The sequence below is a fragment of the Rhodobacter sp. SY28-1 genome (assembly GCF_005222785.1).
Taxonomy (GTDB): Bacteria; Pseudomonadota; Alphaproteobacteria; order Rhodobacterales; family Rhodobacteraceae; genus Tabrizicola.
In genome coordinates, this window is record NZ_STGH01000003.1 from 544,511 (window position 1) to 556,618 (window position 12,108).

At 66.1% G+C, this 12,108-nt stretch carries 13 protein-coding genes; 5 read left to right on the forward strand and 8 right to left on the reverse strand.

Going from position 1 to position 12,108, the window contains the following annotated elements:
- Nucleotides 1-160: 160 nt before the first annotated feature.
- Nucleotides 161-955 carry a phytanoyl-CoA dioxygenase family protein gene (locus E8M84_RS16800; protein ID WP_137112358.1) on the reverse strand — a complete coding sequence of 265 codons (795 nt, stop codon included), beginning with the start codon at nucleotides 953-955 and terminating at the stop codon, nucleotides 161-163.
- A 57-nt stretch (nucleotides 956-1,012) separates the two neighbouring features.
- Nucleotides 1,013-1,819, reverse strand: a complete 807-nt coding sequence (locus E8M84_RS16805) for a GNAT family N-acetyltransferase (RefSeq protein WP_137112359.1) — start codon at nucleotides 1,817-1,819, stop codon at nucleotides 1,013-1,015.
- Nucleotides 1,820-1,865: 46 nt separating this feature from the next.
- On the opposite strand from E8M84_RS16805, the gene E8M84_RS21815 reads away from it, so the two are divergent.
- The 3 genes from E8M84_RS21815 to E8M84_RS16815 all read left to right on the forward strand — a co-directional run bounded on the left by E8M84_RS21815 (nucleotide 1,866) and on the right by E8M84_RS16815 (nucleotide 4,170).
- Nucleotides 1,866-1,991 (forward strand): hypothetical protein, encoded by a 126-nt coding sequence (locus E8M84_RS21815; protein ID WP_276607130.1) that lies wholly within the window; start codon nucleotides 1,866-1,868, stop codon nucleotides 1,989-1,991.
- Nucleotides 1,992-2,080: 89 nt separating this feature from the next.
- On the forward strand, nucleotides 2,081-3,109 hold the full coding sequence (locus E8M84_RS16810) for a LacI family DNA-binding transcriptional regulator (RefSeq protein ID WP_137112360.1): 1,029 nt from the start codon (nucleotides 2,081-2,083) through the stop codon (nucleotides 3,107-3,109).
- An 86-nt stretch (nucleotides 3,110-3,195) separates the two neighbouring features.
- Nucleotides 3,196-4,170 (forward strand): ROK family protein, encoded by a 975-nt coding sequence (locus E8M84_RS16815; RefSeq protein ID WP_137112361.1) that lies wholly within the window; start codon nucleotides 3,196-3,198, stop codon nucleotides 4,168-4,170.
- A gap of 7 nt (nucleotides 4,171-4,177) precedes the next feature.
- Here E8M84_RS16815 and E8M84_RS16820 read toward each other — a convergent pair whose 3' ends face one another.
- Nucleotides 4,178-4,837: an alpha/beta hydrolase gene (locus tag E8M84_RS16820; protein WP_137112794.1), complete on the reverse strand. Its 660-nt coding sequence runs from the start codon at nucleotides 4,835-4,837 to the stop codon at nucleotides 4,178-4,180.
- Nucleotides 4,834-5,463: a DNA-3-methyladenine glycosylase gene (locus E8M84_RS16825; RefSeq protein WP_137112795.1), complete on the reverse strand. Its 630-nt coding sequence runs from the start codon at nucleotides 5,461-5,463 to the stop codon at nucleotides 4,834-4,836. The genes E8M84_RS16820 and E8M84_RS16825 overlap by 4 nt, the downstream gene beginning before the upstream one ends.
- Nucleotides 5,464-5,541: 78 nt before the next feature.
- Here E8M84_RS16825 and E8M84_RS16830 point away from each other — a divergent pair, with 78 nt between their 5' ends.
- Complete coding sequence (locus E8M84_RS16830; protein WP_137112362.1) at nucleotides 5,542-6,747, forward strand: MFS transporter; 1,206 nt, start codon at nucleotides 5,542-5,544, stop codon at nucleotides 6,745-6,747.
- A gap of 81 nt (nucleotides 6,748-6,828) precedes the next feature.
- Here E8M84_RS16830 and E8M84_RS16835 read toward each other — a convergent pair whose 3' ends face one another.
- From E8M84_RS16835 to cysS, 3 genes are read right to left on the reverse strand one after another with little or no spacing between them, the layout of a single operon-like run.
- Nucleotides 6,829-7,584, reverse strand: coding sequence for a squalene/phytoene synthase family protein (locus tag E8M84_RS16835; RefSeq protein WP_137112363.1), 756 nt, complete (start codon nucleotides 7,582-7,584; stop codon nucleotides 6,829-6,831).
- Nucleotides 7,581-9,245, reverse strand: coding sequence for a citramalate synthase (gene cimA, locus E8M84_RS16840; protein WP_137112364.1), 1,665 nt, complete (start codon nucleotides 9,243-9,245; stop codon nucleotides 7,581-7,583). Before cimA ends, E8M84_RS16835 begins: the two co-directional genes overlap by 4 nt.
- Nucleotides 9,242-10,735 (reverse strand): cysteine--tRNA ligase, encoded by a 1,494-nt coding sequence (gene cysS / locus E8M84_RS16845; protein ID WP_137112365.1) that lies wholly within the window; start codon nucleotides 10,733-10,735, stop codon nucleotides 9,242-9,244. Before cysS ends, cimA begins: the two co-directional genes overlap by 4 nt.
- A 185-nt stretch (nucleotides 10,736-10,920) precedes the next feature.
- On the opposite strand from cysS, the gene E8M84_RS16850 reads away from it, so the two are divergent.
- On the forward strand, nucleotides 10,921-11,256 hold the full coding sequence (locus tag E8M84_RS16850) for an MmcQ/YjbR family DNA-binding protein (protein ID WP_137112366.1): 336 nt from the start codon (nucleotides 10,921-10,923) through the stop codon (nucleotides 11,254-11,256).
- A gap of 86 nt (nucleotides 11,257-11,342) precedes the next feature.
- Here the strand turns inward: E8M84_RS16850 and E8M84_RS16855 are convergent, their stop codons facing one another.
- Complete coding sequence (locus E8M84_RS16855; protein WP_137112367.1) at nucleotides 11,343-11,960, reverse strand: DUF6778 family protein; 618 nt, start codon at nucleotides 11,958-11,960, stop codon at nucleotides 11,343-11,345.
- Between the last annotated feature and the right edge of the window lie 148 nt (nucleotides 11,961-12,108).

A 12,108-nucleotide genomic window follows, 5' to 3' on the forward strand; every position in this document is an offset into this window, starting at 1 on the left:
GAGCGAAAGCTCATTCAACCTTGTGCAACACGTCGAGCGGCCAAACGTGCCTGCGTGTATACACAGGCGGCTACAATGCAATGTATATACGGCTGTATTTACCTTCATATATGCACTGCTCGATTACCCTTCCCGCTCAACTCGTTAGCTGCGGTATGCTCTACGCCACCTGCGGCCAGATCTGCGGGAACCAGTCCTCGCGCAGCCGTTGACCGGCAACCATCCCGTGGCCCGGAAACGGCGGAGAGGTCGGGCCCGGCCGCTCGACATAGCGGGCATCGTCCCCGACCAGCCGCAAGGAAAACGCCCGCCTCCGGGTGGCCGCAAGATTGCCGCGCGCGCCGTGCAGCGTGCGGAAGTTGAAGGCGACCGCATCGCCCGGCTCCATCTCCCATTCGACGATGCGCATCCCCTCGGCTTCGGGGTCCGGGACCGGCATGTAGTCATCCTCTCCGGGATAGAAGTTCGTCTCGGACATCCAGCGGGTCGGCAGCACGTCCTTGGGCCAGAGGTGGCTGCCGGCCACGCAGCGGAGAGAGACCTCCTTCACCGAATCCAGCGGCGACCAGAAGCTGACCGTCTGCCGCCCCTCGACAAAATAGTACGGCCCGTCCGTATGCCAGGGCGTCGGCTTCGTCGTGCCGGGTTCCTTCACCAGGACATGGTCATGGAACAGCTGCACCCTGTCCGACCGCATCAGCCGGGCGGCAACCTCGGCGGCCTGCGACTGCCGGATCACTGCGGCGAATTCCGGGACCTTCTGCCAGTTGCAGTAATCGTCGAAGAAGTATCCCGGCTCGCCCGGTTTCAGCGTCGCCATCTGCTGCGTCGGGTTCGCCATGTTCCGCGCGATCCCGGCGCGCAGCATCTCGACCCAGTCGGCCCAGAGTCCCTTGACCAGCACGACCCCGTCGCGCTGGTAGGTCTCGATCATCTCATCCGTCACGGTGACCATGGCAGCCTCCCCTTGCTGCCGCCACCCTGCCCCGGTTGCATGGGGACGGCAAGCGGGTCAGGGCAGGACCAGCATCGTCGACCCCAGCCGCCGCAGAACGGCCCCGGTCCCCAGCTTGAACCGGGCAAGACCCGGCGCCCGCTCGGTATCGACCGAGCCGAGATCCAGCCAGCGGACCCCTTCGGCCTGCAGAGCAGTGGCGGCGGCAAGCAGCATCACGGCATGTGCACCCCTGTCGCGCGCAGCGTCAGAAGCCCAGCCCAGATGATAGGTGGCCGAGCAGCCGTGCCGGACAAAGGCCATCGCGGCAGCAAGGTCACCCCTCTCCCGCCACTCCCAAACCCGTAGCGCGTCGGGGGGAAGGTTGCGGCTGAAATCTCGGGGAAGGCTGCGGTAGCCGCGGGTCAGCCGCTGCCGCAACTCCTCAGCAATCAGCCGGTCAAACGCCTCGCGGCTACCGGGGCGAACCGTGACGCCTGCGCGTTCGGCCGCCGCCAGCCGGTTGCGCCATTTGCCCGCAAGTCCCGTGCGCAGGTCCGTGTCAAGCCGCCAGACTGCGTGGTGCATCGGCGTGACCAGCGGAACCAGGCCAAACCCCTGCACCGGGGCCTCGGGCGTGGCGATGGTCAGGCCTGGCCACCGCGCCAGCTGACGCAGGGCCCGGCGCTGATCCCGCGCGCTGCACGCCGCAGCCCAGACCGGCCCGCGCGAAATCAGCCGCAGCGGGCCGCGTTCGACCACCAGCGCCCGGCCTGCGTCCAGATCGCACCAGCGCAGCCGCGCGCCCACGGCTGCTGCCGCCGCCGCATAGGGCTCGCTTTGCTGGAACGGCAGGAATCCGTCGAATGCGGCGCAGTTGTCCATGCGCCATTAACGGGACGAAAAGCTTACAGTGGCGTTAATCGGTCCCATGAAACAGGTCTCGCTGAAACGCTGTCCTGCCCCCACGCCCCGGCTGACCCTCTGGGTGCCGGTGATCGTCAGTGGCGGCCTCAGCCTGTTCTGGCTGGGGCTTGTGGCGTTGATGCGGCTTTGACCGCCCAAACTCCTTGCCTTAGGCTTTGACGCACCGGCGGGCTGTGGCTATGGTCCCTAGCGTCCAAACCGCCTTGAGTGCGCTGCCACATGAACCTGAAGGATCTTGCTCATCGGCTTGGCCTGTCGCCGACAACGGTGTCACGGGCGCTGAACGGCTATCCCGAGGTCAACGAGGCCACCCGCGAACGGGTGATCGCGGCGGCCAAGGAACACAATTACCACCCCAACGCCCGCGCCATCCGTCTGGCCACCGGCCGCGCGATGGCGGTGGGCCATGTCATCGCCATCGCCAACCGGCATGAGATCGTGAACCCGGTCTTTGCCGATTTCATCGCGGGCGCGGGCGAGACCTACAGCCGCAACGACTATGACATGGTGCTGTCGGTCGTCCCCGATGAAGAGGAAGAACAGACCTACCGCGCCATGAAGATGAAGGGCAACGTCGATGGCGTCATCGTGCATGGCCCGCGCGAAAACGATCCGCGCATCGCGCTTCTGGACGAAGTCGGGCTGCCCTTCGTCGTGCACGGCCGTGCTACCGGGGCCACGCTGGACTATTCCTGGCTGGACGTGAACAACCGTCGCGCAATCCAGCGCGCGACTGAGCATCTTCTAGATCTTGGCCACCGCCGCATCGCGCTGGTCAACGGGCTTGAGTTCATGGATTTCGCCATTCGCCGCCGCCGGGGCTATCTGGATGCGCTTGCCGCGCGGCAGATCGAGCCCGATCCGGCGCTGATGGCCTCTGACGAGATGACCGAAGTTGCGGGCTACCGCGCCGCGCGCGCCATGCTGGCCCTGCCCGATCCGCCCACGGCCTTTGTCGCGGCCTCGATGCTGTCCGGCATGGGGGTCCGCCGCGCGATCGAAGGGGCGGGTCTGAAGCTTGGCCGCGACGTCTCGGTCATCATCTTTGACGACGATCTGAGCTACATGAAGAACGGCGAGGAACGCCCGATCTTCACCGCCATGCGATCCTCGGTGCGCGAGGCGGGTCGGCTGGTGGCGGAAATGCTGCTGGCGCGGATCGCAAACCCAGGTGCCGGCGAGGTCCAGAAGCTCCTGGAGGCTGAGCTTGTCGAAGGGATGTCGACCGGACCGGCCCCGCAGCGTTGACCAGATTCGAACCGCTTTGAAACCACTGGCGCGCCCGGCGCTTTCGCCCTATCACGCAGCTGTCTTCTGAACGACGGACCCGGCCCATGACCCTTGCGATCCTTGCCGATATCGGTGGCACCAACACCCGCGTGGCGCTGGCCGACGGAGCGTCCGTCCGACTCGACTCGATCCGCCGCTATCCCAACGCTGAATATCAGGCGCGCGGCCAAGACATCGCCCATGTGCTGCGCGACTACCTTTCGGCAACCGGGGCCACGGTGACGGGCGTTTGCGTCGCTGCTGCGGGACCCGTGCAGGACGGCGTTGCGACGATGACCAACCTCGACTGGGTGATGGATGCGGCCAAGCTGACGGGCGCGACCGGCGCGCGCAAGGTTGCCATTCTGAACGACCTGCAAGCCCAGGGCCAGGCGCTTGGCCATATCCCAGCGGCCAATCTGCGCACTGTCATCGACGGGCCGGTGAAAACCGGCGCGTCCATGCTGGTCGTCGGGCTTGGTACCGGCGTCAATGCCGCCCCCGTTCACCCCGGGCCGCAGGGCCGTGTTGTCCCGCCTTCGGAATGTGGCCATGTCAACATGCCCGTCCGCAGCGAGGAAGACGTGCAGCTCGCCCGCTTCATCCAGGCGCGGCTGCGCGCCGAAGGCGAAGTGCCCCACGCGGGTGTGGAGGAGGTTTTGGCCGGTCGCGGGCTGGCCAACCTGCATGCCTTCGCGGCCCATGCCGCAGGCCATCCGGCGGAACTGACCTCGGCGCAGGTCCTGAGCGCGCTGGAGGCTGGCGATGCGGTCGCAACCCATGCCGCACGCCTGTATATACACATCCTTGGCCAGATGCTGGGCGATCTGGCCCTCATTCACCTGCCCTATGGCGGGATCTTCCTGATCGGCGGGATGTCCCGCGCGATGACGCCCTATTTCCAGACTTTCGGCCTGCAGACCGCATTCCGCGAGGCGCGGCGCGTCGATCTTCTGCTGAAGGACTTCTCGGTCACCGTGGTCGAGGACGACTACGCCGCGCTGACCGGCTGCGCGGCCTACCTGAACAGCCAGCCCTAAGCTGCTGTCAAGCCAGCCGTTCTTTCAAGAACTGCAACGCCACGCCCAACCCGTCCGGCGCGATACCATGGCCGGTGCCCTGCATCACATGGCCATAGGTCGGAAAGCCCGCCGCCACCAAAGCATCGCCGGCTTTGGCCATATCGGTGAACGGCACCACCGGGTCCTGATCGCCGTGGATCAACAGGACCGGCGGCTTGACCTGCGCCTCTGTCGCCAAGGCCTCCGGGCGCAGAAGCCGCCCCGAAATCGCCACCACCCCTGCCACGGCTGCGTCCCGGCGTGGGGCGACATGCAGGCTCATCATCGCGCCCTGGCTGAAACCGATCAGCACCATGCGGTCCGGAGTCAGGCGCTCATCGGTCAGGCGGGCATCAAGGAACCCGTTCAAGTCCTTGACAGAGGCCGCCAATCCCGCATCCGCCGCCGCCTGGGGCGACCCGTCCAGCCAGGGGATCGGGAACCACTGATAGCCGAACCCGCCGCCCACGCACCGCTCGGGCGCGTCGGGCGCCACGAAGGCGGCACCGGGAAGATGCGGGGCCAGCACATCGGCCAGTCCCAGAAGATCGGCCCCATCCGCGCCATAGCCATGCAGGAAGACGACCAGCGAGGTGGCCTTTCCCTGCGCCATGCCCTTCCGGCCGAACCGCAATTCCCGCATCAGATCACCCCGTCCCGTTCCTTGGCCACGCGGTAGTAGGCCCAAAGGATGCGCGCCGCAACCGACCGCCACGGCGACCAGGCTTCGGCCATCCCGCGAAGCGCCTTGTCCGAGGGCCGCACCTCCAGCCCGAACAGCATCCGCGCCGCCTCTTGCAGCGCGAGATCCCCCGGAGCGAAGACATCCGCGCGACCGAGGGCGAACATCGCATAGATCTCTGCCGTCCAGATCCCGATCCCCGGCACCGCGATCAGCGTTTTCACGACATCCACATCAGGAACACCGCGCAAGGCATTGAAATCGATACCTGCCTGCGCCAGTGCCCGCCCATAGCGCGCCTTCTGGCGGCTAAGGCCCGCCGCGCGAAGGTCATCGTCCGAGGCCGCCGCCATCGCCTCCGCCTCGGTCAGACCCGCCGCTTCCAGCCGTGCCCAGATCGCGCGGGCGCTGGCGACTGACACCTGCTGCCCGACAATTGCGCGCAACAGGGCCGCAAACCCGTCCGCCTCGCGCCGCAGCGGCAGGGTGCCGACCAGCGGCAGCGCATGGGCAAAGCGCGGCTCCTGCCGGGCAAGCCAGTCCGCCCCCTCGGCCACGCAGTCCAGCGTCTGGATGATCCGCCCCACCATGGCGCGCACCCTTGCATCCCTATGGTTCCCCCGCAACTCCCCTTGCCGCCGCCAGTCGGCGGGTCTACGGCTTGGCGCATGACCAACGACTCCACCGCCTGCCGAAACGTCCTTGTCCTTGTCGCCGCCCAGGCCGTCCTTGGCGCGCAACTGCCGATGATCTTCACCATCGCCGGGCTTGCCGGGTCGAGCCTCGCGCCCAACGCCTGCTGGGCGACGCTGCCGATCACGATGATGGTCATCGGCTCAATGCTGACTGCGACGCCGCTCTCGATGCTGATGCAGCGCTTTGGCCGCCGCGCCGGGTTCTTCTTCGGGGCCGCCGGGGGCGCCGTCGGGGCGGCGATCGGCGCCTGGGGTCTGTCCAGCGGCAGCTTCCTGATCTTCTGCATCGGCGCGCTTCTGTCCGGCATCTACATGTCCGCAAACGGATTTTACCGCTTTGCCGCTGTAGATACAGCGTCCGAAGCCTTCCGCCCCAAGGCAATCAGCTGGGTGATGGCGGGGGGCCTTCTGTCCGCCGTCTTCGGCCCGCAGCTGGTGAAGATCACCGCCGACGAGATGGCCGTGCCCTTCCTCGGCTCCTACCTGACCGTCATCGGGCTGAACCTTGTCGGGTCGCTGCTGTTCCTGGCGCTGAACATCCCGAAGCCCAAGGCCCCCGCTGCCGGCAGCCCGGCTGGCCGATCGCGGGCCGAACTCTTGCGCAACCCGACCATCCTTGTCGCGATGATCTGCGCCACGGTCTCCTACGCGCTGATGAACCTGGTGATGACCTCCTCGCCCCTGGCCGTCGTCGGCTGCGGCTTCGACAAGGGCAATGCGGCGGATGTGGTCACCGCCCATGTCCTGGCGATGTATGCCCCAAGCTTCTTCACCGGCCACCTGATCGCGCGGTTCGGGACCGAGCGGATCATCGCCCTTGGCCTGACGATCCTCGCCGCCGCCGGGGCCGTTGCGATGGCGGGCGTCCAGCTGGAGAATTTCTTCATCGCCCTGATCCTTCTGGGCCTTGGCTGGAACTTCGGCTTCATCGGCGCCACGACCATGCTGACCTCCGCCCAACGCCCCGAGGAACGCGGGAGGCTGCAAGGCCTGAACGATCTGGTCGTCTTTGGCGGGGTGACGCTGGCCTCGTTCTCCTCGGGCGGGCTGATGAACTGCTCGGGCGGAACGGTTCAGGCGGGCTGGCAGATGGTCAACCTGGCGATGCTGCCCTTCCTGGTCCTGGCCGGTGGTGCGTTGATCTGGCTCTGGCTTCGCCCGCAGGAAACCCGTGCCTGACCGCCGCTCTTCGTCGCATTTCATGCGCTCATCGCTGGTGTGACGCTCTCGACGAGAAGCCGGAGACGAACGAGGAGCCGCCTACCAGCGTCCGGTCGTGGCCTGCCACAACAGGCGCCAGCGGCGCTGGAACTCGGACAAGCGGACGTCGCAGCGCCCCGTCGCAATCACCTGACGCAACAGGCTTTTCGTCTGCCACCCCGCAAGGAACGCGGGGGCGATTTCCTTTGGCACCAGCGGCCGGGCCTGCCGCGCCGTGGCGAGTTTGACCAAGGCGAGACGGGCCAACTCCTCCGCCGAGGTGCCATGCGGCAAGGGCTGCCGTCCCCGCGCTTCCAGTTCCGGCACCGCCTGCAGATAACTTGCCGCCGCTGCGGCCCAGCCAAAGGCCCGCAACGAATGTTCCGCGGCGTCGGGGGCGCCAAGCGCCCGTCCGGCCAGCCACATCAGCCCGCCCCCGGTATCGTCGAGATAGGCGGTCAGCCCTTCGATCCCGGCATGCGGTTCGCGGGTGATGTCCCAGCGCCGTGCCGCGATCAGCGCGTCCAGCACATCGACCGGCAGGCCGAAGTCGCGGATCAGGTCGTGCAGCGGCCCCGCCACCTCATGCGCCCGCGCCGCACCCGAAGACGCATTCTCCACCACATCGCGCCACCATTGCAGCCGCATCTCGGCAATCATCGGCTCCTGTGCGACCCAGGGCGCGCGGGCGACCTCCAGGTTGAAGGCGTAAAGCGGGAAAAGTTGCACCCGCGCCTCGGGCGGCGCGGCCATCACGGCGAGAAACCGGTCCGGATCGCCCCGCCGCACCAGCTCGGCGCAGGCCGCGACGCTCACTTCGGAGCCCCGAAGTCGCGGATCAGCTTCCACTGGATCGCGTCCAAGAGCGCCTCGAAACTGGCGTCGATGATGTTGGCGCTGACCCCGACCGTGGACCAGCGATGGCCCTGCCCGTCCTCGCTGTCGATGATGACCCGCGTCACGGCCTCGGTCCCGCCATTGGTGATCCGCACCTTGAAATCGACCAGCTTCATGTCGTCGATACAGGCCTGATAGGGCCCAAGGTCCTTGCCCAGAGCCTTCGCCAGCGCGTTCACCGGCCCGCGGTCGCTGCCCGTCTCGTCCATGCTGTCCGAAACCGACATGTTCTTGCGGTCGCCGATCTTGACTACCACCACAGCTTCCGAAAGCGAGATCATCCGGTCGTACTTGTTCTTCCGCCGCTCGACCGTGACCCGGTAGCGTTTGACCTCGAAGAACTCCGGGCAAAGGCCCAATTCGCGCCGGGCCACCAGTTCGAACGAGGCCTGCGCGCCGTCATAGGCATAGCCCTGATCCTCCCGGTCCTTGATGACCTCGATGATCCGGCCCAGCCGCGCGTCCTTCGGGTCAACCTCGATCCCCGCCGCCGCCAGCCGCGCCCGCAGGTTCGACAGACCCGCCTGGTTCGACATCGGGATGACGCGCTCGTTGCCCACCAGCGCGGGGTCGATGTGTTCGTAGGTCGTCGGGTCCTTCAGGATCGCACTCGCATGCAGGCCCGCCTTGTGGGCGAAGGCGCTGGCCCCGACATACGGGGCTGAGCGCAGAGGGACCCGATTCAGGATGTCGTCCAGCATCCGGCTGGTTTTCAGCAAGCCCGCCAGAGCGTCGCGGCTGACCCCGGTCTCGAACCGGCTCGCGTAGGGTTCCTTCAGCAGCAGCGTCGGGATCAGTGTCGTCAGGTTCGCATTGCCGCAGCGTTCGCCAAGGCCGTTCAGTGTCCCCTGGATCTGCCGCGCCCCGGCCTCCACCGCGGCAAGCGAGTTGGCAACGGCGTTCCCGGTATCGTCATGGCAGTGGATGCCCAGTCTGTCGCCGGGGATACCCGCCGCGATGACCTCGGCCGTCACGCGACCCACTTCGGCGGGCAAGGTGCCGCCATTGGTGTCGCAGAGGACGATCCATCTTGCCCTGGCTTCCAGCGCGGCTTTCAGGCAAGACAGGGCATAGCTTGGGTTTGCGCGGTAGCCGTCGAAGAAGTGTTCCGCGTCGAACAAGGCTTCGCGGTCCTTCGCAACGAGGTGGCGGATCGACGAGGCGATGGCCTCGCGGTTTTCCTCCAGGGTCACGCCGAGGGCGGTGGTGACGTGGAAATCGTGCGTCTTGCCGACAAGGCAGACCGCCGGGGTGCCCGCGTTCAGGACGGCGGCGAGGACGTCGTCATTCTCGGCCGAGCGACCCACGCGGCGGGTCATGCCGAAGGCGGTAAGGGTGGCGCGGGTCTGCGGGGGGGCGGCGAAGAAGTCAGAGTCCGTCGGGTTCGCGCCGGGCCAGCCGCCCTCGATATGGTCCACTCCCAGCCGGTCGAGGGCCTGGGCGATCTGGGCCTTCTCAGCGGTGGAGAACTGAACGCCCTGGGTCTGCTGGCCGTCGCGCAGAGTGGTGTCGAAAAGGAAAAGGCGGTCGCGGGGGGCCGCAAAATTTTCGGACGAAAATTTTTCTTCTTGGGCGGTCACTGCAAAGCCTCCAGCTTGGCCGGGTCGAAGTCGGGGCCGGGGACAAGTTCGACGCCCGCCTTGGACATGCGGACTTCCACGCCGGCGGCGATCAGGGCGGATTTGAGGGCGTCGACGGCGGCGAAGTCCTTGGAGGCCATGGCTAAAGACCGGAGTGATGTAAGCTCTTTCAGTTTCTCGACCAAGATTTCCGAAGTGCGTTTGCTTAGGCCTAGGGAGCTTACGCTATAGCCACTCGTGCTGTCGTTCTCATGGGCCTCAGCGGCAAACGTCGCAAACTTCACTTTCAGAGCATCAGGGTAGAACCCGAGCAATCTCAGCGACCCAAGCAAAGCGACATAGTCTCCTTCCTTCAGGTATCTGGACAGATGGGTGAGTGCCAAAGAGGTGTTCAGATCATTCGCCAACGCGTCAATCACCTCTTGAGGAGCGTTGACCGAGTTTCTGTCTACCCAAGGCTGTGTAAGCGGGTCCGAATGAAGGAAATCCGCTATCTTCCGCAGCGTCGCCTCGGCCTGCCGCGCCTTCTCCGCTGTCCAGTCCATCGGGCTGCGGTAATGCGTCATCAGGAAGACGAACCGGATCACCTCGCCCGGGATGCCCTGGTCCAGCAAATCCCGCACCGTGAAGAAGTTGCCAAGGCTCTTGGACATCTTCTTGCCCTCGACCTGCAGCATCTCGTTGTGCAGCCAGTAATGCGCGAAGTCGCCGTGCGGATGGGCGCAGGCGGATTGGGCGATCTCGTTCTCATGGTGCGGGAACTGCAGGTCGAGGCCCCCGCCATGAATGTCGAACGACTCCCCCAGAAGCTCATGCGCCATCGCCGAGCATTCGATATGCCAGCCCGGCCGCCCCTTGCCCCAGGGGGAGGCCCATCCCGGTTCCTCACCCGAAGACGGCTTCCACAACACGAAGTCCATCGGGTCTTCCTTGAAGGGCGCGACCTCAACCCTTGCGCCCGCGATCATGTCGTCCACCGACCGGCCCGACAGCTTGCCATAGTCCTTGTAGGACCGGACGCGGAACAGGACGTGCCCCTCGACCGCGTAGGCGTGACCGCTTGCGATCAGCCCCTCGGTCATCACGATCATCTGGCCGATGAACTCGGTCGCGCGGGGTTCTTGGTTCGGCCGCAGCGCCCCCAGCGCGTCCATATCGGCGTGATACCAGGCGATGGTCTCCTCGGTCCGTTCGTGGATGAGGTCCTCCAGAGTGCCGGGCGATCCCGCCTTCTGGCGCCGCAAGGCCTCGGCGTTGATCTTGTCGTCTACGTCGGTGAAGTTGCGAACATAGGTGACGTGAGCGGCCCCGTAGACGTGCCGAAGCAGGCGATACAAGGTGTCGAACACCACGACGGGCCGGGCGTTGCCCAGATGGGCGCGGTCATAGACCGTGGGGCCGCAGACATACATCCGCACATTCGACGGGTCGATCGGCTGGAAGTCTTCCTTCCGGCGGGTCTTCGAATTGGTCAGGCGGATCGTCGTCATCTTGGTCGTCCCGGATTGCAGGCATGCTTCACCCTGCGCGGGACCGGCTTTTCATCCAAGGGGAATGACGAAGCGCCCGCGCGACCGAAGTCAGCGGGTAATGCAGCAGATGCAGATGTTGCGCAATGTCGTCATGGGTGGGAGACATACATCAGACATCGCGCTGCCGCCAAGGAAATTCCGCCATGCAGGATCAGGCCTTTGCCAACACCCTCTGCGCCCGGCAGGCGGGTGGCGAGAAATCCCAGCCGTTCGGTCCCGACGCCGATGTCTGGAAGGTGGGTGGCAAGATCTTTGCCGTCACCAGCGCCCAAGGCACGGTGGTCAAGACCGACAGCCTTGAGACCGCCGCCCTGGTGATCGAGATGGGCCGGGCGATGAAGGCGCCCTATTTCCACGCCAGCTGGATGCTTTTGCCGCATGGGCAGGTCCCGGATGAAGAACTGGCCGAACGCGTTGCCACGTCCTACGCGCTGATCCGGGCAAGCCTGCCGAAAAGGGTGCAGTCCACGCTGGGATAGACCGGCAGGTCGCAGTTCAAGGTCCGCCTCCTGCGCAGCCCAAGAATTTTCGGCGAAAATTCTTGGGTTCCGCGTCGGCGCAGCGTTCAGTTGCCTTGACGGCTGAACTCACCCCGGTTGTCGGGGCCAAGCGCCAGCCAGCCCGCCACCGTGGCCGCGACATGGTTCGAGATCATCGACTTCTGGGTGATCCCCTTGCGCCGCGCCTCGCGCATCCGCGCGCCCGACCAGGCCGGGGTTTCGGCGCGGATCGCGGTTGCGGGCACCAGCACCTCGCCGGTGCGGGCATCGTTGACCTGGGCGGTGAAGTCGACGTTGTGGACGCCCCAGTCAGAGTTCGACAGTTCCGCCTCATAGGTCAGGGCGTGGAACCGGGTGACGGTGATGCTGATGATGACCGGGCGCGACCCGCGCAGGCCTTGTGCCCCGCGCAGGACGGCGGCCTGCATGATCTTGCCGACCTGAACGTGACGGTCGCCCATCGGGTCTTCGCGCCAGACGATGTCAGCCGTGGGCAACAGCGATTTCGCTTCGGACACGACCAGCGTGCGAGGCACATCCACCCGGACCTCGGCCAGGCGCCAGCCTTGCGACACCTCGGGTGGCAGACGGTTGTAGTCGGTCTTGAAGGTGCCGCCGCCGACGCAGGCTGACAGGGCCAAGGCGGACAGCCCCAGAAGGGCGGCGCGGCGGGACAGGGACATGGGGGGGCCTCATGGATTTCTTGGGCGGAGGTATTCGGCAACAGTCTTGCGACAGATTTCTTAATGGCAGGTAATGGCCGGAAAAAGGAGCCTCTGTGTCGGGATCGCGGTCGCCCCTTGCCGTTTCGGCGGCAAGATGCCCATTTGC